General features: G+C 71.1%; 20 protein-coding genes. 14 read left to right on the top strand and 6 right to left on the bottom strand.

The window, feature by feature from the left end; genetic code table 11:
* Nucleotides 1-147: 147 nt before the first annotated feature.
* On the bottom strand, nucleotides 148-504 hold the full coding sequence (locus tag ABZW18_RS30990; RefSeq protein ID WP_356193926.1) for a helix-turn-helix transcriptional regulator: 357 nt from the start codon (nucleotides 502-504) through the stop codon (nucleotides 148-150).
* A gap of 281 nt (nucleotides 505-785) precedes the next feature.
* Here ABZW18_RS30990 and ABZW18_RS30985 point away from each other — a divergent pair, with 281 nt between their 5' ends.
* The 3 genes from ABZW18_RS30985 to ABZW18_RS30975 all read left to right on the top strand — a co-directional run bounded on the left by ABZW18_RS30985 (nucleotide 786) and on the right by ABZW18_RS30975 (nucleotide 2,712).
* Nucleotides 786-1,139 (top strand): STAS domain-containing protein, encoded by a 354-nt coding sequence (locus ABZW18_RS30985; RefSeq protein ID WP_356193924.1) that lies wholly within the window; start codon nucleotides 786-788, stop codon nucleotides 1,137-1,139.
* A complete protein-coding gene (locus ABZW18_RS30980) occupies nucleotides 1,136-2,071 on the top strand; it encodes an anti-sigma factor RsbA family regulatory protein (protein ID WP_356193922.1) in 936 nt (311 codons plus the stop codon). Before ABZW18_RS30985 ends, ABZW18_RS30980 begins: the two co-directional genes overlap by 4 nt.
* Before the next feature lie 209 nt (nucleotides 2,072-2,280).
* On the top strand, nucleotides 2,281-2,712 hold the full coding sequence (locus tag ABZW18_RS30975; RefSeq protein WP_356193920.1) for a protein-tyrosine phosphatase family protein: 432 nt from the start codon (nucleotides 2,281-2,283) through the stop codon (nucleotides 2,710-2,712).
* A gap of 262 nt (nucleotides 2,713-2,974) precedes the next feature.
* Here ABZW18_RS30975 and ABZW18_RS30970 read toward each other — a convergent pair whose 3' ends face one another.
* Nucleotides 2,975-3,415: a hypothetical protein gene (locus tag ABZW18_RS30970; RefSeq protein WP_356193918.1), complete on the bottom strand. Its 441-nt coding sequence runs from the start codon at nucleotides 3,413-3,415 to the stop codon at nucleotides 2,975-2,977.
* 138 nt (nucleotides 3,416-3,553) lie between these two features.
* Between ABZW18_RS30970 and ABZW18_RS30965 the strand changes: the two genes are divergently transcribed.
* Nucleotides 3,554-4,369: a helix-turn-helix transcriptional regulator gene (locus ABZW18_RS30965; protein ID WP_356193916.1), complete on the top strand. Its 816-nt coding sequence runs from the start codon at nucleotides 3,554-3,556 to the stop codon at nucleotides 4,367-4,369.
* A 58-nt stretch (nucleotides 4,370-4,427) separates the two neighbouring features.
* Here the strand turns inward: ABZW18_RS30965 and ABZW18_RS30960 are convergent, their stop codons facing one another.
* Entirely contained in the window at nucleotides 4,428-4,940 is a 513-nt protein-coding gene (locus ABZW18_RS30960; protein ID WP_356193914.1) for a DinB family protein, read from the bottom strand.
* 217 nt (nucleotides 4,941-5,157) lie between these two features.
* A complete protein-coding gene (locus tag ABZW18_RS30955; protein ID WP_356193912.1) occupies nucleotides 5,158-6,186 on the bottom strand; it encodes an alpha/beta hydrolase in 1,029 nt (342 codons plus the stop codon).
* A gap of 282 nt (nucleotides 6,187-6,468) precedes the next feature.
* Here ABZW18_RS30955 and ABZW18_RS30950 point away from each other — a divergent pair, with 282 nt between their 5' ends.
* The 6 genes from ABZW18_RS30950 to ABZW18_RS30925 all read left to right on the top strand — a co-directional run bounded on the left by ABZW18_RS30950 (nucleotide 6,469) and on the right by ABZW18_RS30925 (nucleotide 13,708).
* Complete coding sequence (locus tag ABZW18_RS30950; RefSeq protein WP_356193910.1) at nucleotides 6,469-7,533, top strand: NAD(P)/FAD-dependent oxidoreductase; 1,065 nt, start codon at nucleotides 6,469-6,471, stop codon at nucleotides 7,531-7,533.
* 470 nt (nucleotides 7,534-8,003) lie between these two features.
* A complete protein-coding gene (locus ABZW18_RS30945; RefSeq protein ID WP_356193908.1) occupies nucleotides 8,004-9,101 on the top strand; it encodes an NADH:flavin oxidoreductase/NADH oxidase in 1,098 nt (365 codons plus the stop codon).
* A gap of 90 nt (nucleotides 9,102-9,191) precedes the next feature.
* Entirely contained in the window at nucleotides 9,192-10,277 is a 1,086-nt protein-coding gene (locus tag ABZW18_RS30940) for a sialidase family protein (protein WP_356193906.1), read from the top strand.
* Between the two features lie 75 nt (nucleotides 10,278-10,352).
* Complete coding sequence (locus ABZW18_RS30935; protein WP_356193903.1) at nucleotides 10,353-11,030, top strand: uracil-DNA glycosylase; 678 nt, start codon at nucleotides 10,353-10,355, stop codon at nucleotides 11,028-11,030.
* A gap of 394 nt (nucleotides 11,031-11,424) precedes the next feature.
* Nucleotides 11,425-12,657: a BadF/BadG/BcrA/BcrD ATPase family protein gene (locus ABZW18_RS30930; RefSeq protein WP_356193901.1), complete on the top strand. Its 1,233-nt coding sequence runs from the start codon at nucleotides 11,425-11,427 to the stop codon at nucleotides 12,655-12,657.
* 106 nt (nucleotides 12,658-12,763) lie between these two features.
* Nucleotides 12,764-13,708, top strand: a complete 945-nt coding sequence (locus tag ABZW18_RS30925; RefSeq protein ID WP_356193898.1) for a hypothetical protein — start codon at nucleotides 12,764-12,766, stop codon at nucleotides 13,706-13,708.
* A 134-nt stretch (nucleotides 13,709-13,842) separates the two neighbouring features.
* Here the strand turns inward: ABZW18_RS30925 and ABZW18_RS30920 are convergent, their stop codons facing one another.
* Both ABZW18_RS30920 and ABZW18_RS30915 read right to left on the bottom strand, forming a co-directional pair.
* Nucleotides 13,843-14,898: a lactonase family protein gene (locus ABZW18_RS30920; protein WP_356193896.1), complete on the bottom strand. Its 1,056-nt coding sequence runs from the start codon at nucleotides 14,896-14,898 to the stop codon at nucleotides 13,843-13,845.
* A 280-nt stretch (nucleotides 14,899-15,178) separates the two neighbouring features.
* Nucleotides 15,179-16,681 carry an FUSC family protein gene (locus ABZW18_RS30915; RefSeq protein WP_356193928.1) on the bottom strand — a complete coding sequence of 501 codons (1,503 nt, stop codon included), beginning with the start codon at nucleotides 16,679-16,681 and terminating at the stop codon, nucleotides 15,179-15,181.
* Nucleotides 16,682-16,903: 222 nt separating this feature from the next.
* Here ABZW18_RS30915 and ABZW18_RS30910 point away from each other — a divergent pair, with 222 nt between their 5' ends.
* The 4 genes from ABZW18_RS30910 to gntA all read left to right on the top strand — a co-directional run bounded on the left by ABZW18_RS30910 (nucleotide 16,904) and on the right by gntA (nucleotide 20,434).
* Nucleotides 16,904-17,389: an Lrp/AsnC family transcriptional regulator gene (locus tag ABZW18_RS30910; protein ID WP_356193894.1), complete on the top strand. Its 486-nt coding sequence runs from the start codon at nucleotides 16,904-16,906 to the stop codon at nucleotides 17,387-17,389.
* Nucleotides 17,390-17,442: 53 nt separating this feature from the next.
* Nucleotides 17,443-18,138, top strand: coding sequence for an HAD family phosphatase (locus tag ABZW18_RS30905; protein ID WP_356193892.1), 696 nt, complete (start codon nucleotides 17,443-17,445; stop codon nucleotides 18,136-18,138).
* Nucleotides 18,139-18,256: 118 nt separating this feature from the next.
* Nucleotides 18,257-19,138, top strand: a complete 882-nt coding sequence (locus ABZW18_RS30900; protein WP_356193889.1) for a serine hydrolase — start codon at nucleotides 18,257-18,259, stop codon at nucleotides 19,136-19,138.
* A gap of 588 nt (nucleotides 19,139-19,726) precedes the next feature.
* A complete protein-coding gene (gene gntA, locus ABZW18_RS30895) occupies nucleotides 19,727-20,434 on the top strand; it encodes a guanitoxin biosynthesis heme-dependent pre-guanitoxin N-hydroxylase GntA (RefSeq protein ID WP_356193886.1) in 708 nt (235 codons plus the stop codon).
* Nucleotides 20,435-20,554: the final 120 nt, after the last annotated feature.

Raw genomic sequence — 20,554 nt, 5'->3', positions numbered from 1 at the left:
CCGCCCCCCCTGCCGCTGCGCGGGTACCCGGGCCGGGCCTCGTCCATGCGCGCGGGGGCCCGCCTTGCCCCCGGGCGGGGCCCCCCCCCGCCCCCACCGACGGGACACCCGAGTTCCGGTGCTTGCTCAGGGGTTCCGCAGCGGTTGTCAGCTCTCGCCGAGGCGGTCCGTCTGACGGACGATGCCTTCGAGAACACTGTCGAGCAGGCCGGGAAAAAGCGCCTCGAGGTCGGCACGGCGCAGTGCGTTCAGCTTGGCGGTGCCCTGGTAGATCTGGCTGATCACGCCGTTCTCGCGGAGCACCCGGAAGTGGTGCGTCGCGGTGGACTTGCTGACCGGCAGGTCGAAGGCCGAACAAGGGAGCCCCTCATCGGCCCCCGAGAGACAGCCGGCAATACTCAGCCGGATGGGGTCCGCAAGCGCGTGCAGGACTTGCTCGAGCCGGATCTCATCCCGCGCCGGATGCTCCAGCGCGCGGTTCGGCATCGTGGTCGTCGCGGTCATGACCGGCTCCTCGTCATCTGCAGATACTCCATTGTACGAAATTCGTCGTAGTTTGGCATCTGGCGTACTACGGTGGATATCGCGCCGGCCGCAGCCGGGCGTCGGTACTGCCGATCGCGTTCCCCGGCATCATTCGTCCGGCGTACCGCGGAGACCGCTCGTCGGTAAGGTGCCCGTATCGATGTCGGGCGCCACCTCCCTGCGGCGTCCGGCGTGGCGGCACAGCAGGGCAGGCACAGCAGGGCATAGGCATCGCGAGGTTCCGAGAGGAGCGGGTGGACGTGCCACAGGGTGCGGGTCTGCCGGCGGCGTCATCACCGCAGGGCACGGCCGTTTTGGAAGTCCGCCCGCTGGCGGACCGGATCGGGGTGCGGGCTGCCGGAGAGGTCAGCCTGAACACGCGTACGGCGTGGCAGCGTGAGCTGACCACTCTCGTCGGCCGGGGCGACGACGTTTACTTGGAGCTTTCCGGGGTCACGTTCATCGATGTCGCGGGGGCGTCGGCTCTCGCGGTCGCGGCCCAGAGCCTGGACTCCGGCCGGCGCATGGTCCTCGACCACCCGCCACCGGCCCTGCGACGCACTCTGGAGCTGTTCTGGCCCGACCTGCCGGCGATCGAGGTGACGACGTTTTGAGCGCTGAGATCGTTGCCGACGCCGATCCCTTCGTGCACCCGGCGTTGTTCTACCGGGAGGAAGAGGCGTACCTGGCGGGAACGGTGCCGTTCGTCCGCGCGGGGCTGGCCGCGGGCGAGCCCGTGGCGGTGGCTGTCCCCGGCGACAACCTGAAGCTGCTGCAGACAGAGCTGGGCCGGAGCGCCGAGAGCGTGCAGTTCCTCGACATGACCCAGGCCGGGCGGAATCCGGGGCGGATCATCCCCGGGGTGCTGCGGGCCTTCGCCGACCGGCACGCCAACGGGCGTGTACGGATCATCGGTGAGCCGATCTGGGCAGGCCGCACGGAGCCCGAGTACCCGGCGTGTGTGCAGCACGAGGCGTTGATCAACCTGGCCTTCACCGGCCGTGCGGTCACCATCCTGTGCCCCTACGACGCCGCTCGGCTGGACCCGGAGGTGCTCGCCGACGCCCACGCGACGCACCCGGTCGTGGTCGACGGCGGCCGGGAACGCACCAGCGATACGTACTCCCCCGAACATGTCGTGGCCACCTACAACCAGCCACTGCCACCCCCGGCCGGGGCCGCCGCCTTCACCTTCGCCGCAGACCACCTCGCCGGCGCCCGGTACTTCGCGGTCGGACAGGCCGGAGAGCTCGGTCTGACCGGGTGGCGTCTGGACGACCTGGCTCTGGCCGTGGCCGAGCTGACCACCAACAGCGTGGTGCACGGCGGCGGTTCAGGCACCGTACGGGTCTGGGCCGAGGACGGGCAAGTGGTGTGCCAGATCGAGGACGGGGGCCACCTCAGCGACCCGCTCGCCGGACGCCGCCCGCCGCAGCGCGATCAGCTCGGCGGCCGTGGGCTGCTGCTGGTCCACCAGGTCTCCGACCTCGTCCGTATCCATACGGGGCAGGGCGGCACCACCGTGCGGTTCCACTTCGGTCCCTAGCCACCAGCACGCGATCGCGAGCTCCGCGCCCAGGCCGTTGGGCCCGGTGCTGGATCATCGTCCGTACATCAGGTGGAGCGCCGCTCCTTGCCTCCTGAAACGTTGCCATCAGGCAGCGTACGACGGCTCGCCGGGCACATACCGGGCTTCGGCGGCGGGCGCGTACCTGCTCCGTCTGCATAACGACCGCCGGCGATTACGGTGAACTCGTGACCGAGACCTGGAAGCCCCATGACGCCGGAGTCCTGCAGCTGCCCTCCGGACGTCTGGTCCGAGGCCGGGCACTCCGCCGACCGCTTCCGGCCGGTCCGACGCCCGCCTACGCCGTCCATCTGCTCGGCAAGCAGCCCTCCCCGGCCGCTTGGGAGGTCCGGTGGCTGCGCTGGCCGGACTTCAGGCTGCCCAGCAGTCATGCACAGGCCCAAGCAGTCCTCGGGGAGGCCTGGACTCGTGCGGATGTCGAACGCGTGGAGATTGCCTGCGGTGGTGGCCGTGGACGGACCGGCACAGCCCTCGCGTGTCTCGCCGTCCTCGACGGAGTACCGGCCGACGAGGCGGTGGACTTCGTGCGCCGGAACTACGACACCCGCGCTGTCGAGACGCCCTGGCAGAAGCGGTACGTCCGCCGCTTCGCCGGCTGAGAGCGAATGCCGACCCCATTCGCGTCGACGCGAGCAGACCAACGACCCGCCCACGGACGGGGATGGGAACTTCGGGACCGGGACGTTCGGCCACCCCGCGCCCGATATCGTTCGGAACCTGACGATCCACCAGGGGGCCGGAATGAAGCGAACTGATCCTGACTACCCCAACGCGCCAGCCCCCGCCGTCAGGCAGACGGGGGGAACTGGGGCAGTGGGCGCCTCGCCAACGGACGGCAGGTCCGCGACAGGCCGGCACGCCTCATAGGGCCACAGCGACGCTCCTGGAGCGGCGAAGGCCGATGAACTCGAGTTCGGCGAAGACCGCGACCACCACCGCCCCGACGACCATGAAGGCGGATCCCAGGCCGGTGAGCGGCAACACGCCCGTGAACGCGAGCAGGATGAGCCCCACACAGGACACTGCGTTGACCACGACGACAGTCGCGGCGAGACCGGACGGTATCCGGGGGTAGCCGACGATCAGGCCGAGGGCGGCGGCCCCGCCCAGCATGGCGATCCCGAAGGGGACGGACCACGTGGTCGGCAGGCCGAGCGGATCGCTGAGCCACTTGCTGCCCGCGAGCATGATGACGCCGAAAGCGGCGGTGTTCCAGCTGTCGATGCGCAGGCTGGTACGCAGCAGGTCCGGTGCGGCACTGCCGGCCGGGGCGCGCCGGGCTGTCGTGGTCGTGTTCGTCATAGGTGTCTCCTCGGTCTGTGGGCCGGGCCTGGACCTGACGGGACCCCGGCCTGGGAGACGTTGGCATCACGAGGGTCCTGGACTCAATGACCTCAGAGGTCATGGCTTCTGTGATCCAAGGGTGGTTACTCTGCCGGCATGGATGTGGAGCAGCGGTCCCGGGTGGGTGTCCTGCTACGGGTGTGGCGGCAGCGCCGCAGGCTCAGCCAGCTCGACCTCGCCCACCTGGCGGACACCTCCGCACGGCACTTGTCCTGTGTGGAGACCGGCCGCGCGCGCCCGAGCCGGAGCATGGTGCTACGCCTGTCCGCCGCCCTGGACGTCCCGTTGCGCGAGCGCAACGCCCTGCTGCTGTCCGCCGACTACGCGCCCGCGTACCGGGAGAGCAGTCTCGACGACCAGTACATGGCGTCGGTCCGATCCGCGCTCGACACCATGTTGACGGCGCATGAGCCGTACCCTGCCGTCGTGGTCGACCGCTGCTGGAACGTCCTGATCGGCAACCGGGCCATGTCCGTACTCATGGACGGCATACCGCCGCATCTGTTGGAGCCGCAGCCGAATGTGTTCCGGCTGGCCCTGCACCCGGACGGGCTGGGCCCGCGGCTGGCCAACCTCGGCGAGATCCGGTCCCTCTTCCTGGAGCGGCTGCTCCGCCAGGTGAACGCCACCGGGGACGCGGAACTACGCGCGCTGTACGAGGAGGTGTGCCTGTATCCGGTCCTCGCGGGCGAGGAGACGGCCCAGGCAGGCGCCCAGGCAGGGGGGCCGGGCCCGGTTCAGGTACCGCTGAGAGTCCGAACCCCGCTGGGAGAGCTGTCAATGTTCAGCACCATGGCCACGTTCGGCGCCCCGGCCGATGTGACCCTGTCGGAACTGGCCATCGAGTTCTTCTACCCCCTCGACGAGTTCACCACGAAGGTCCTGCGCGAGCTGGGAGGGGCGCACGGCTAGGCGTTGTGCGCGGTCCACGACACACAAGCCGCCTGTGCTCCGGGGGCTTGGCGCTGAGTCAGTAATAGCCCATTTCGCCGTCGACGAGCTCCCGGATGGCATCCATGTGACCGGCGTGCCGGGCGGTCTCCTCGATCATGTGGAGCAAGATCCACCGCAGAGTGGCGGCAGCAGCGGGGAAGTCCGGGTGCCGGCCCACATCGTCCAGCGAACGGGCCGCGATGATCTCGTTCGACACCGCACACTGCCGGTCGTACTCCTCGAGGAGCTGTGCGATGGGTATGCCTTCGACCATCATGTCGGCATCCTCGGGCCCGTCATCGAAACGAGGCCCCTTCGCCGGCCGGCCCAGCAGGATGACCTCGAACCAGAGGTGCTCGACCCAACGCATGTGGGAGACGACACCCGCCGGCGTCATAGAGGGCGAGGTCGGAAGGACGGAACGGTGGGCGTCCGCGTCGGACAGCCCTTCGCATTTCCACTGGATGATCGCGCGCTGCATGTCGAGCCAGCCGACAAGCTGGGTCCGCTCGTCGGCGTCGTAAGGAGGGCGAATGCGGGAAGGCGCCATGAGCGCAGACGCTACCCGGGTCGGCACCACATCGCACCGCGGTTTCGGCCGGTGAGGTTTCCGGTCGGTGGACGTGCCAATCGTGGCTGACTGCGGATGAGTTCAGGCCCGGGAAGGGTTCGATGGGATCGAGCAGAGCCTGGGGCCGGTCTTTGCCGGTGTCGCCCGGACGAACGGGGTCGGACCGTCATGGTGTCCTGAGAAAGCTGGGTGTGCCTCAAGACCGCGGGTACTGCCCCCGTACGTGGCCGGGCAGGGATTGCAGCCAGTCGACGAGGAGCCGGTTGACATCGTCGGCCCGTTCCTGCTGGACCCAGTGACCGCAGCCCTCGAGGATGTGCGAGGAGACCAGGCCGGGGAGGGTTGTGGGGTACGCCTTGATGGCGTCGGACATCCAGGTCGTGGAAGCGTCGAGCTCCCCCCCGATGAACAGCGCGGGCTTCGTGATCGGTGCCCCGTCCCACGCGGCGAGATCCTCCCAGTCCCGGTCGACGTTACGGTAGCGGTTGAGCGCCCCGGTCAGTCCGGTCCGCTCGAACTCCCCCGCGTAGACGTCGAGATCAGCCTCCGTGAGCCAGGAGGGCAGGGCGTCGCCGACGAAACGGTCGCAGAGCTTTCCGCCTTCAGGGACGAAGAAGAGGCTGCCGTCACCGGCCGGCGGCATCGTGCCGGCCGAGAGCCCGGCGTAGAACCCCGCCAGCCACCCTCGGACATCGAGCTCGATCTCCGCCTCCGCCCGACCGGGCTCCTGGAAGTAGCTGACGTAGAACTCCTCGCTCCCGCCGATCCGGGCGAAGGCATCAGTCGGCCGGGCTCCGCCTCGGGGCGCGTAGGGAACGCTGAGCAGCCCCACGGCGGTGAAGACGTCGGGGCGGAGCAGCGCCGAGTTGGCGGCGATGGGCGATCCCCAGTCGTGGCCCACGACGATCGCGGTCTGTTCGCCGAGGGCGCGTACGACGGCGGCGTTGTCGGCGACATGGGCCAGCATGCGGTAGGCCTCCACATCGTGGGGCTTCGACGAGCGTCCGTAGCCGCGGACGTCGATGGCGACCGCGCGGAAGCCTGCCGCGGCGATCACGGGGAGCTGGTGGCGCCACGAGTACCACGACTCGGGAAAACCATGGACCAGAAGGACCAGCGGGCCGCTGCCCTGTTCCACCAGATGGATACGGCCACCGGGGACGTCCGCCAACCGGTGCTCGACGTCCAACTCCGGCACGGAAAGCGGCTGGGTGGGCTGCGGCATACTTCCTCCTGGAAGCTCTTGTCGGTGGTCACGTCGGTACGGCGACAGGAGAATGCGTTCTGGTGAGGATCCGTACGCGGCGTCTCCGTAGCAATCATGAGGTTGCACCGAGGCGGGCGCGAGAAGTGTTGCCGGTTCGGCAAACCGGCCCGTGGAGCGACACCCTGGGGCAGCTCACCGTCACAACGGCGGCGAAGAAGCCGTCAACGGCTTGCCATCTTGGCAAGAATGTTTGCCCAAAGCTGAGGAGCGGTCGAAGTATCTCCCCCGGAGGTGCTTCGTATGAGCGCACAAACACAGCAGACCCTGACTGCCGCTGCTTCGGGTGAGGAGCGGCGTTACGAGGTGGTGGTCATCGGGGGTGGCGCCGCCGGACTGAGCGGGGCTCTGACCCTGGCGCGGGCGCGCCGCTCGGTGCTGGTGATCGATGCCGGCCGGCCACGCAATGCTCCCGCTGCCCATGCCCACAACTACCTGACTCGCGACGGGGTGGCGCCCGATCAGCTGCTCGCCGCGGGCCGCGATGAGGTGACCGGCTACGGGGGCGAGATCGTGAAGGGCAACGTCGTGGCGGTCGAGCGCCAGGGCGGCGGGGGCTTTCGCGTGGTACTCGAAGGCGGGTCCGCGGCCCTGGCGGACCGGCTGCTGGTGACCACCGGGCTGGTCGACGAGCTGCCTCAGGTGCCCGGTGTGGCGGAACGGTGGGCACGCGACGTGCTGCACTGCCCGTACTGCCACGGCTGGGAGGTTCGAGATCAGGCGATCGGCATCCTGGCCACCGGACCGCTGGCAGTCCACCAGGCCCGGATGTGGCGGCAGTGGAGCAAGGACGTGACCCTGTTCCTGCACACCGAGCCCGAGCCCGGCGACGAGGAGTACGAGGAGCTGGCCGCCCGCGACATCGCCGTGGTGGACGGAGTGGTGGCCGGACTGGAGGTGACGGACGACCGGCTCAGCGGCGTGCGTCTGGCCGGGGGGACCGTGGTGCCGTGCCAGGCGCTCGTGGTCGGCCCGCGCTTCACCGCCCGCGCCGGCTTCCTGACGCACCTGGGGCTGGAGACCACAGATCAGGAGATGGCCGGACAGGTGATCGGCAGCTGCATCGCCGCCGACCCGTCCGGGGCGACGGAGGTTCCCGGGGTGTGGGTGGCAGGCAATGTCGCCAACCCGACCGAGCAGGTGGTCGGCGCCGCTGCCGCGGGTGGGCGCGCCGCCGGGGCGATCAACGCCGACCTGACCGCAGAGGAGACCCGTCAGGCCGTCGCCGCCCGCCGCGGCCCGTTCTCTCCGCAGACGGAACGCGAGGTCTGCGAGCACGTGCTCGGCGACCGTCGGCACGGCCTGTGAGTCCGCGCGCAACCCGACCGGCCCGGACGGGCAGTCGACCCTCCGCACGGACAAGACCCTCGGAGCCCGACGACAGGCCGGCGACAGGCCGACCGAGCCGTCCGCGAAGAGTCCCGTAGTCGACCCGTGCTGTCACCGGCCGCGAGCCGGCCGGTGACCTCGGCGCCTCCTCCGAGGAGGACTCGGCGCCGCGGCGGACGTTCTCCCGCCTCCCCGTGGGGGACTTGGCAGTCAGCGATCAGCCGGCCCCTCGTTCCACTGCGAGCGTTCGGGACGACGGGAAAGGAACAAGAAACCCGGTGCAGAGTCGCGCGAGACGCGCGACATCACACACTTCGGGACTTCCGAGCGCCGGCCGGGCACTCGAAGGCAAGCGCCTGCGGGGGACAGATAGTTTGACGTTCGCCGTAGTACGATGTGTATCGTACTAGGTGGCCGATCCGGCTGCGCCAGACGAAATGGAGTCCTTCGTGAGTGCCCTCTTCGAGCCCTGCACGCTGCGGTCGCTGACCATCCCCAATCGCATCTGGATGGCGCCCATGTGCCAGTACTCCGCCGAGGTCTTCGGACCGAACGCAGGAGTCGCGGGCGACTGGCACTTCTCGCACTACACCGCACGCGCCACCGGTGGCACCGGGCTGATCCTGGTCGAGGCCACGGCCGTGAGCCCGGAGGGCCGGATCAGCCCCGCCGACCTGGGGATCTGGAACGACACCCAGGTCGAGGCATTCCGGCGGATCACCTCCTTCCTCAAGGAGCAGGGCACTGTCGCCGGGATCCAGATCGCCCACGCCGGCCGGAAGGCGTCGACCGACCAGCCGTGGCGCGGGGGCGCACCGCTCGGTGCCGACGAGCACGGCTGGCAGCCGCTGGCGCCGAGCCCGCTGCCGTTCGCCGACGGGCACCCGGTCCCCGAGGAGCTGACGACGGACCGGATCAAGGAGATCGTGGGAGAGTTCGCGGATGCGGCGCGACGGGCTCTGGCGGCCGGTTTCGAGGTCGTCGAGGTGCACGGCGCGCACGGCTATCTGATCGGGGAGTTCCTGTCCCCGCACACCAATCACCGGACCGACGAGTACGGCGGCTCGTACGAGAACCGGACGCGCTTCCCGCTCGAAGTGGTGGACGCCGTACGGGAGGTATGGCCCGAGGAGCTTCCGGTCTTCTTCCGTATCTCGGCCACCGACTGGCTCACCGAGAACGCGGAGGACGAGCGCACAGGGTGGACCGCGGACGACACGGTGCGGTTCGCCGCGGACCTGCTCGCCCATGGGGTGGATCTGCTGGACGTCTCCACCGGAGGCAACGCTCCGGGGGCACGGATCCCGACGGGTCCGGGCTACCAGGTGCCGTTCGCGGAGCGGGTGCGCAGGGAGACCGGGCTGCCGACCGCGGCGGTCGGAGAGATCACCGACCCGCAGCAGGCCGAGAAGATCGTCGGGGGCGGGCAGGCGGACGCCGTGCTGCTGGGTCGCGAGCTGCTGCGCAACCCGTACTTCGCACGCCACGCCGCGCGGGAGCTGGGCGGCGCGGTCGCCGCTCCGCAGCAGTACCACCGCGCTGCCTGACCTGCGGTGACGTACGGACCGGGAGCCGTTGTCAGTGGTCGGGTGCAGACTGGCCCTGACTTCGACAACGGCGTCCGGAGGTGGTCGGCGATGACCGACGTTCTACTAGCGGTTGGCACGCGCAAAGGGCTTTTCGTCGGCAGACGCGGCGGCGGGGACTGGCAGTTCGACGGCCCCCACTTCAACGCACAGGCCATCTACTCCGTCGGTATCGACACCCGCCGCGAGACCCCCCGGCTGCTGGCCGGCGGGGACAGCTCGCACTGGGGGCCGTCGGTGTTCCACTCCGACGACCTGGGGGCGACCTGGCAGGAGCCGACGCAGCCCGCGGTGAAGTTCCCCAGGGACACCGGGGCCTCGCTGGAGCGGGTGTGGCAGCTGCATCCGGCCGGACCCGCCGCGCCCGGCGTGGTGTACGCGGGCACCGAGCCGGGCGCCCTGTTCCGCTCCGAGGACGGGGGCGAGACCTTCGAGCTGGTACGGCCCCTGTGGGACCACCCGACAAGGGAGAAGTGGATGCCCGGGGGCGGCGGTCTCGCCGTGCACTCGGTGATCACGGACCCCCGGGACGCGGACGCGGTGACGGTCGCGGTGTCCGCTGCGGGAGTCTTCCGCTCGCTGGACGGCGGGGCGAGCTGGGCGCCGTCCAACACCGGGGTGCAGGCGACGTTCCTGCCCGACCCGTACCCGGTCTTCGGACAGTGCGTTCACAAGATCGCGCAGGACGCGGTCAACCTCGACCGGCTGTATCTGCAGAACCACTGGGGCGTCTACCGCAGTGATGACACCGGCGCCTCCTGGACGTCCATCGGCGAGGGGCTGCCGTCCGACTTCGGCTTCCCGGTCGTCGCCCATCCGCGCCGCCCGGACGTGGCCTACGTCTTCCCGCTCAACGCCGACGAGGACCGGGTGCCCGCCGGACGCAGGTGCCGGGTCTACCGCACGGACGACGCGGGGGCGACGTGGCAGGAGTTGGGCGCGGGGCTCCCGGAGGGCGCGCACTACGGGACCGTGCTGCGGGACGCACTGTGCGTGGACGACTCCGACCCCGCGGGGGTGTATTTCGGGAACCGCAACGGTGAGGTCTTCGCGAGTGCGGACGACGGGGACCGCTGGCGGCAGATCGCGTCCCATCTGCCGGATGTCCTGTGCGTACGGGCCGCCGCCATCGTCTGAGCCACGCGAGCCGCCGCCGGCCGCGGTCGGCATCGCGTGCGGAAGGAGCCCGCTCAGCCAGTAGAGTGACGCCCCGTGGCTGCACGACCGTTGAACGAAATCGTCGAGCCGGGATGGGCGAAAGCCCTGGAGCCGGTGGCCGGACGGATCGCCGCGATGGGCGACTTCCTGCGCACGGAGATCACCGCGGGCCGGACCTATCTGCCCGCCGGGCCGAACGTGCTGCGCGCCTTCCAGCAGCCGTTCGACGACGTACGGGTACTGATCGTCGGCCAGGACCCGTACCCCACGCCCGGACACGCGGTGGGACTGAGCTTCTCGGTGGCTCCGGAGGTGCGCCCGCTGCCGGGCAGCCTGGAGAACATCTTCCGGGAGCTGCACACCGACCTCGGTCTGCCCCGGCCGTCCAACGGCGATCTCAGCCCGTGGACCCGGCAGGGCGTGCTCCTGCTCAACAGGGCGCTCACCACGGCACCCCGGAAGCCCGCCGCGCATCGCGGCAAGGGGTGGGAGGAGGTCACGGAGCAGGCGATCCGGGCGCTCGTCGCGCGTGGCCGCCCGCTGGTGTCGATCCTCTGGGGCCGGGACGCCCGCAACCTCCGCCCGCTGCTCGGCGATCTGCCCGCCGTGGAGTCCTCCCACCCCTCCCCCATGTCGGCCGACCGGGGCTTCTTCGGTTCGCGGCCCTTCGGCCGCGCCAACGACCTGCTGCTGCGTCAGGGAGCGGAGCCGGTCGACTGGCGCCTTCCGTGACCGTTCGGCTCGGGGGCCGCCGGAGCATGCCCGCAGCCGGGGACTGTCCGGCGGTCCCTCGCCTGCACGGACATCAGCGGCGGCATCAGCGGCGGTATGGCGCAGACCGCGGGGTGTGCCGCCGTACGGAACCGGCCTTCGGCGCAGGGGGCGCCAACGGCGCAGAGCCGTTCTCGCACGGGGTCGCGTACGGACGTTTCCGCACCTCAGAAGGGTGTGGTCGCTTTCGCTCGCGGGGCGGTGCAGGCGGGCGGCGGCAAGGGTGTCCCGCCTCGGGTCCCGGGTTCCGGAGGCAAGGAGCGGGATGCGGGGCTGCGGGGCTGCGCCGCCCGGACCGCGGCCCGCGTCGGGAATGCGGCAGCGGCGGCGCGCGGCTGTCTGCGGGGTGCGCCTTGTGACGGCGGCGGAGTTCCCGCCCGGGTGGGTGCTCGGGGTCGACTCCGGCGGGTCGGGCCTGCGGGTCGCGCTGGCCCGTGCCTCCGACGCGAAGCCCGTCGGCACCCTGACGACCCGGGAACCGGTGCGCACCGCCCCCGCGGGCATCGATGCCAGGCACCTGCTGGAGCAACTACTGCCTGCCGCCCGCGCGTTGCTGGCGCGCGTCGGCGCCGATGGGGTGGCAGCGGTCGCCGTCGGGGCGGCGGGGATGGCCTCGCTCGGCGACGATCTGCGTGCCACGCTGCCCGGGGCGCTGGCGGAGCACCTCGGGACGAGGCGCCTGGCTCTGGCGGCGGACGCGGTAACGGCCTACGCGGGGGCACTCGGCCAGCGTCAGGGGGCGATCGCGGCCGCCGGAACCGGCATGATCGCGCTGGGCGCGACGCTCGGCACCTCCGTAAGCGGCACTCCCGACATCCCGGACGTCTCCGGAACACCGAAGGTCTCCGATGTCGCCGATATCTCCGGAAAGCTCGACGGATCCGCCACCCCTGACGCCTCCGGCACCCCGGACGTCAGGGGAAACCTTGACGCCTCCGGCACCCCCGGCACCTCCGGGAACGTCGACGCCGGCGCCTCCGGAGCTTCCGACTCCCCCGCCGCCCGCCGTTTCCCCCGTACCCCGGGCGGCAGTTGGCGACGGGCGGACGGCTGGGGACATCTCCTCGGCGACTGCGGCGGCGGGGCATGGATCGGCCGGGCCGGCCTGGAGGCCGCCCTGCGGGCCTACGACGGCCGCAGCGGAGGATCCGCCCCACTGCTGGCCGGGCTGGAAGCGGCGTTCGGCCCGGCGGCCGGGCTGCCGGGGCTGCTCTATCCACGCACCGACCGGCCCGCCGTGCTCGCGTCGTTCGCGCCCGAGGTCGGTCGCTGCGCCGGGGACGACCCGGTTTCGGCAGGCATCCTGCGGGATGCCGCCCGCAGCATCGCCGAAGCCATGGCTGCCGTCTGCCCGCGCTCCGGGGGTAGCGAACTCGCCCTGACCGGCGGTCTGTTCAGGATGGGCGAACCTCTGCTGGCCCCGCTGCGTGACGAGTTGTCCCGGCAGCTGCCGTACGCCCGCCGCGTGACGGCAGCCGGCGATCCGCTCGACGGCGCCCTGTGCATCGCCGCGGCCCTCGCCACCGACCGCCTGATCCTGCCGGTCGACTCCCGGCTGCTTCACCTGCCGAAACCATCGAACGCTTAAGGATTCAAGCAAGGTTCAAGGAAGCACCGGAAAAATCGGGACGGATGCCGCACAGCTGCCCCCTCCCCGAACAACAGAGCCGTCGAAGGCATTAGCATGCGGCGCCATGAGCACCCCCACAGGGCCGGCATCCGGCCTGCCCGTACGAATGCCGCGTCCCCGCCAAACAGGGCGGCACCGCAGACCGGAGCCCCTGGCGGCTCCCGAGGGTGCGCCTGCTCTGGTACTCGCCGTGCCCGGCACCCCCGGGTCCGACACACGCAGCCTCGCCGAGGAGGTCGTGAGCATCGCGCGCTCCGAGCTGCCCGGCCTGGACGCCCGCATCGGCTATCTGGACGGGGACGACGAGGAGTTCCCGGCGCTGGGGTCGGTACTGGCCCACGCGGCCGCGGAGCGCGCGGAACGCGCCGCTCGCGCCGCCGAGCTGCGGCGTATCGAGGGGGCGGAGGGCGGTGTCGCGCAGGACGACGACGGCCCGGTCGCCGTCGTCGTTCCGCTGCTGGCCGGCCCGGACAGCGCGCTGATGCGCCGGATACGCCAGGCCGTGATGGAGAGCCGCACCGCAGCCGAGCTGACCGATGTGCTCGGCCCGCACCCGCTGCTCGCCGAGGCGCTGCACGTAAGGCTGTCGGAGGCCGGTCTGGCGCGCGCCGACCGGGCACGCCTGTTCACCGTCGCCACCGCCGCTGACGGCATCGTCCTGGCCACGGTCGGCGGCGAGGAGGCCGTACAGGCCGCCGGGATCACCGGCATGCTGCTCGCCGCGCGCCTGGCGGTGCCGGTGCTGGCCGCGGCCCTGGACGTGGACGGCTCCGTCAACGGGGCCGCCGAGCAGCTGCGCGGCTCCGGCTCGGAGCAGTTGGCGCTCGCGCCGTACCTGATCGGCCCCGAGGTCGCGGACGGCCTGCTCAAGGCGGCCGCGGACGAGGCCGGATGCGTTTCGGGAGAAGTTCTGGGCGCCTACCCGGCGATCGGCAGGCTGGTGCTCTCGCAGTACGCGGCGGCACTGGGCATCGCCTCTCAGCTGACGCAGGGCTCCCCCGCACGGTGACGGTGCGCTCCGCGAGCGGCCCGTCCTGATACGGCACGAGGGCCGGACCCCGCGACAGGGGCACCGGCCCTCGCCTGTTGACCGGGCGGAGCACGGCACGAGCCTGCCGCCCCGTCCGCAGGCGGACACAGGGGTCAGCCGAACACGACGCACGAGACGGCCGGGACGGACAGGGCACCCGCACGGTGCGGGAAGCCTGTCGACTCGTCCACGTCGAACCAGGTGACGTCCCCGGAGCGTTCATTGGCCGCATAGAGGTGCCGGCCCGACGGACCGAGGGCCAGATGCCGGGGCCAGCGGCCGCCGCACGGCACATTGCCCACCAGCCGCAGCCGGTCGCCGGAGGCGTCGAGGGCGAGCACGGTGATGCTGTCGTGCCCCCGGTTCGCGGTCCAGGCGAAGCGGCCGTCCGGTGCGATCACCACCTCCGAGGGGTATGTCCTCCCGCCGGCGCCCTCGGCGAGAACAGAGGTCTCACCCAGTGGCTCCAACTTCCCCGCCACCGCGTCCCAGCCGCAGGTGGTGACGGTCGGCTCCAGCTCGTTGATCACGTACGCGCGATCGCCGCGCGGGTGGAAGGCGAGGTGACGCGGCCCGGAGCCCGGCCGCAGCCGTAGCTCGCGATGGACGCTCGACGCCCCGTACACGGGGTCGAGCGGGCACACGCGCACCGAGTCGGTCCCGAGGTCCACCGAGAGCAGCCACCGCCCCGAGGGGTCCGGCAGCACCGCGTGGGCGTGCGGGCCCTGCTGCCGCTCCGGATCCGGGCCGCCGCCCTCGTGCCGCAGTACGTGGCCGGTTCGCGCGAGGGTGCCGTCGGTACCGACCGGGATCGATGTCACGCTGCCCGAGCCGTAGTTGGCGGTGACGAGGTGTCCGTCGGTGAGCGTGAGGTGGGTGGGCCCGTCACCCACCGGAACGGCCTCGCTCGCCACGACAGGCCGGTCCGGATCGCCGGCGAGGCTCAGCGCGGCCACCGCGCCGTTCTCGGTCTCGCTCACCGCGTAGAGCATGCTCGCGCCCGGCGCGAGGGCGAGGAAGGACGGGTCGGCGACGACGTCCGTGGTGTGCAGCGCGGTGAGCGCTCCGGAGCCGGGGTCGACGGCCGCCGTGGTGATGCCGTCGCCGCCCGCCGAGGTGAAGGAGCCGATGTAGGCCCGTATCGGACGTCCATACCTGCTGCCGCCCACTGCGCCGCCCCTCTCCGCCGGTACGCGAGTCCGCTGGTACGGGAGTCCGCCGGTACGTGAGCTGCTGTGCCGAGAGCTCCCGTGCCGTCCGCCGACGGTAGCAGTAGGTCTGGACCAATATCCGGCCCGTAGGGCCGGGTGACCGGAAAAAAGAACGGCCTCATCACGCACTACCGCGACTACTGGAACCCGCTCGCGGTCCCGGCATCCATGGACGACGCGAAGTCGTCGTCCGCATCGTGAAGGAGGAGCAGATGACCGAAGGGCGCTGCGCGCAGGGTCAGGAGGACGGGAGAGGGGCGCGCGGGTTGCTTCGCAGCGGCGCGGCGAGCTCCGCGAGCGCCGTTTCCAGTCCGTGAAGGTGAACCAGGGCCCGCTCGAGCCCCGGGTGATGATGCGGTTCGGCTGCCGGGGCGGGCGAGACGGCGGCCCGGTCCCCTTCCGGGAGCACCAGCCCCTCCACCGCGGCCTCCACCCGCCGGCACGCCGCCGTCAGCCGGGTGTCGTGCGAGGCGTCGGGGTCGGCGGCCAGTTCGGCCAGGCCGCGCACCTGCCGGGCGCAGTCGTCGAGCAGCTCGATGACCTGGAGCGCACGGGCCTTGCGCGCCTTCAGGGGGCTGAGCGGGTGCACGAGCGGAGCGAGCGAGGTGCGGACCCGGCCGAGCAGCTGCTCCAGCTCCGCGACGCGCGGCGCCGGGTCCGCGGCCTCGTCCCTGCCCAGGCGCCGGGCGGCTTCCGCCGTGCAGAGCCGTACGCACAGCAGCGCGCGCTGTATCCAGGCGTCCGTCGCCGCGTGGGTGGTGACCGGCAGGACGACGGCCACGGCCAGGGCGGCGGCCAGCGCCCCGACAGCGGTCTGCTCGAACCGCAGGGCGAGCAGACCGGGGTGGAGCACGCCGAGCAGCCCGTAGAGCAGCCCGGCCATGACCGTCACGAAGAACATCATCCAGCTGTAGGAGGGCGCCGCGGTGTAGAAGATGCCGAAGACGCAGAGGGCGACCAGGGCGGCCGTGGGTACGGGCGCGCCGTGCAGCGGAACGGCCACGACGAGTCCGACGGCGATCCCGGCAACCGTCCCCACGACCCTGCGGAAGCCGCGGACGAGGGTCTCCCCGCGCGAGGCGGTGTTGACGAAGATCCACCAGGTGGTGCCGACGGCCCAGTACCAGCGCTCGTCCGAGATGGCCTGGCCGATGCCGAGCGCCAGTGCGCAGGCGAGAGTGCACTGGAACGCCTGCCGCGTCGTGGTGCGGGACAGGCGGCGGCCGCCGGGCGGTGCGGGCACGGCGGGCGGCGGATCGCGCCGTTCGATGCACCAGAAGCCGAACCGCACCGCGGACGAGGCGCCCAGCGCCATCAGCACGGCCGCGTACAGCTCGGGCAGCTGTCCGGGGACGGCGTGCAGGAACTGGGTGGCGAAGAACATCATGAAGGCGAAGATGCCGAGGGCCTGGCCGCGCGGCCCCCAGCGCCGGGCGTGCACACCGAAGAAGACGACGGCGAGGAAGGCGGCATCGCGCAGCCAGGGGAACCCGTGCAACGAGGTCGCCAGAGCCAGCACCGGGAGGCCGACGGCCGGGAGCAGCGCGGTGCTGACGGCCTGCCGGCGGACGGTGGGGTCGGTGACGGTGAAGAGCGCGAGCAGCGCCGCGAGCCCGCTGGTGATCGAGGCGGGAAGCGACAGGCCGGAGAGCTCGGCGGCGGCGACGGCGAGGCCGACCCCGAGGACGGCGCGCGCCGAGGTGCGCAGCCGGAGCAGCCCCGGGTCGGGCGCCACGAACATTCCTCTCACAGCGGTCTCCTCGCCCCCTTCACCTCACGCAGACATGGCAAAGGCGCTGCGGGGTACGGAAGCGGCTCCCTCGCCGTCCGACGCAGCCCTGCAACGCCATCTATAGAGATAGCAAAGCATTCAAGGGGTCAATGGCTCAACCGGCGTCCATCGAGCTGAGCCATTGGTACAGTCGAGAGGCTGGTCAGCCGAGCGGAAGGGAGCCGATGGCCCATGGCTGCCGTGGACGGGCTGGACGCGAGCATTCTGCGACTGATGCTGGAGCAGCCGCGTACGAGCGTGCGCGAGTACGCCCGCATCCTCGGTGTCGCGCGGGGCACCCTGCAGGCCCGGCTCGGGCGGCTGGAGCGGGAGGGGGTCATCACCGGGTCCGGCCCGTGGCTCTCGCCCGCCGCGCTGGGCCACCCGGTCCTCGCCTTTGTTCACATCGAGGTCACGCAGGGCCACCTGGACGAGGTGGGGGACGCGCTCGCGGAGCTCCCGGAGATCATCGAGGCGTTCTCGATCACCGGCGGCGGTGACCTGATGACGAGGGTCGTCGCCCGCGACAACGGCCATCTGGAGGACGTCATCCAGCGGCTCATCCAGTTGCCGGGCGTGGTGCGGACCCGTACGGAGGTGGCGCTGCGCGAGCGCGTACCGCACCGGATGCTGCCGCTGGTCGAGGCAGTGGGACGGGCCTCCGGGAGCCCCCGCTGACCTCGGGAACGGCCGCCTCCGGGCCCGTCCGGAAGCCTTGGCATGCTGAGGGCATGAGCACATCCCGTACGCCCCGCACCACCTCGGTCATCTTCGACCTCGACGGCACCCTCGTCGACAGCGAGCCCAACTACTACGAAGCGGGGCGGCGGTTGCTCGCCGAGTACGGCGTCACCGACTTCAGCTGGGAGCAGCACACCCGGTTCATCGGGATCGGCACGCGCGAGACGCTGGAGGAGCTGAGCCGCGAGTACGCCATCGACGCGCCGGTCGAGGAGCTCCTCGCCGCGAAGAACCGCCACTACCTCGAGCTGGCCGCCGCGTCCACCGAAGTCTTCCCGCGGATGCGGAAGTTCGCGGAAACGCTGCACGCTTCCGGGATCGGGTTGGCCGTGGCCTCCGGCTCCTCACGGGCGGCGATCGAGACGGTCCTCGGGAGGACCGGCCTGGCACCGCTGATGGCGGCCGTGGTGTCGGCGGAGGAGGTCCGGTGCGGCAAACCGGAGCCGGATGTCTTTCTGGAGGCGGCCCGGCGGCTCCGCGCGGCCCCCGCCGACTGCGTGGTGCTGGAGGACGCTCCGCCCGGGGCGGAGGCCGCGCACCGCGCCGGGATGCGCTGCATCGCCGTTCCGTACGTGCCGGGGTCCGCCGGGGACCCGGCCTTCGGTACGGCCGGACTGCTCTTCGCGGGCGGCCAGCGCGCATTCGACACGCGAATCGCCCTCGACTGGGTTACTTCGCCGAACTGAGACACCCCCGACGTTCCCTCGCAAAAGAGCCAGTGGGATCATTCGCTGGCCTCACAAGTGAACGCGAGGGAACGGAGTGTTGATGAAAGCAGGGGGTAGACCGGTTCGCCGGTGGGGGATGGCGCTCGTCGCCTCGACGGCTGCTGTATCGGTGCTGGTGCCGGCGAGTGCCGCGCAGGCCGCGAGCGGTCCATCGGGGATCACCGCCAAGGGCGCGTATCTGCTCGACAGCGGACCCAACAAGCAGCTGTGGACCAAGAGCGCCGACACCAGGCGGCAGATGGCCAGCACCACCAAGATCATGACCGCGGTCGTGGTGCTGGACACCCGTGGGGTGAACCTGAGCAAGAAGATCACCGTCAAGCAGGCCTACCGGGACTATGTGACCCGGAACGGCGCGAGCACGGCGGATCTGCGGACGGGTGACAAGCTCACGGTCCGGCAGCTGCTGTACGGACTGATGCTGCCGTCCGGCTGCGACGCCGCCTACGCGCTGGCCGATACCTTCGGGACGGGCAGCACGATGAAGGCGCGCACGAAGTCGTTCGTCTCCAAGATGAACCAGCGGGCCGACGCGCTGGGCATGTCGAAGACCGACTTCGACTCCTTCGACGGCATTTCGCAGAGCGGCGGGAACCTCTCGACGCCCCGCGACATGGCGAAGCTGGCCCGCCACGCCATCATGAACAGCAACTTCGGCACGGTCGTCAAGGCAGCGAGCACCAAGCAGCGGGCGACCAACGGCCGTACGTACACCTGGTACAACACGAACAAGCTGCTCGGTTCGTACAACGGTGCCATCGGTATCAAGACCGGGACCGGCACCGCCGCGGGCCCGTGCCTGGTGTTCGCCGCCAAGCGGGGCAGCCGCACGCTCGTGGGTGTCGTCCTGAACGACGGCAACCGGTACACGGACGCCAAGAAGATGCTCGACTGGGCGTACGGCACGCGCACGGCGATGACGTTGCGCTCTCTTCCGAAGAGTGCTCAGCAGGACTGATCCGGCGACGGATCCCCTGCCGGCCCAGCAGGACAGACGCACCTGGCGGTCTCCGGTCGTCGCGGTTCGTCCGCAGCAACCCCCGCCAGGGCGACCGTCGGTGCAGCCGAGGCCCCGGCCGGATCGTCTCCGGCCGGGGCCTCGTGTCGTCCGACTCCCAGCCCGCACGACGAGCCCGCTCCGGCCATGGCTGTGCACCGGTCGATCCGGCCCCGACCCTTGCCGCCGCCAAGATCGGCGGAGGAGCTCCTCCTGCGCGCCCGCACCCACCTTTTGATCGTTGTCGCTGGTCGGCCGAGTGCGCACAGACGGTCACTCTTCGTGAGATTCGGTTGTGCTGGTAGGCGCTCCGCAAGCGCGGCCGAAGGGAAAGCGGAGGGGCGGATTTCGTTGATCGGCCTCACACAGCGACAATCACCGGGGTGCCTCTCCCCCACCCCGTGGTGAAACCCGGCCCTGCTGGCCTTCCGTACTGCTTGACCTGGGCAGACGCGCGGATCCACTGACGGGTTCCGGAGCGGGCGCCTTGACATGTGTACAGGAGCTGATCTCCCTCGGGGAGGGGCATTGTGGGAAGGAGGGCCGGCCATGGCTGCGTCTGTGCGTGGTGAGGTCGAGGAATTCTTGCTGGGGGACAAGTTCTCCTGTCTGGCGGGCCGCTCCGCCTGGCGCCAGGGCGGGATCACGCACCGTCACTACGGCCGGCTTGGCGGCGACGAGTCGGCCCGGCTCATGGCTCATGATCTTGAGGCGTACGTGCGGTCGGCGAACTGGAGCGCTCGGACCTTCACCAGCTTCGTCGCGACGTTCGCGGAACCTCGCGGCGTGGATGAGCTGGAGTTCGAGCGGCTGCTCTGGCAGCAGCTGCAGGTGCTGCACGAGCATGACGCGGAGTCCCATCGCTGGGCTGAGGGGTACTCCTCCGACCCCCGGTCCGGGGAGTTCGCGTTCAGCGTCGCGGGGCATCCGTTTTTTGTGATCGGCCTGCATGAGACACATGTCCGGCTCGGCCGGCGGCCTCCCTTTCCGATGCTGGCGTTCAACTCCCACGAACAGTTCGGCCGTATCAAGGGTGCCGGGATGTGGGATCGGCTGGCGGAGAAGATACGGAAGCAGGACATCAAGCTTCAGGGCGATATCAACCCCAATCTGTACGAGTACGAGCATCTGTCCGAGGCCCGGCGCTACTCCGGCCGTCCGAAGCCCGCCGACTGGCAGTGCCCGTTCGCGGCCCGCGAGGCGGAGCATGAACCGGACCGGGAACCCGAGCGGGAACTGAGCGCCTCCAGAGGCTGAGCGTCGCGCCCCTGGGGCCTCGGTGGGGGGGGCCCCCGGGGGGGGGCGCCGCCGACCCGCCCCGGCCGCCCGGCCGCCGGGGGGGGTGGGGAGGTGACAAGTGGGAAAAACACAGCAATA

This window comes from Streptomyces sp. NPDC004647, from assembly GCF_040609575.1.
Lineage (GTDB): Bacteria > Actinomycetota > Actinomycetes > Streptomycetales > Streptomycetaceae > Streptomyces.
This window is presented reverse-complemented; position numbering and strand designations above follow the sequence as displayed.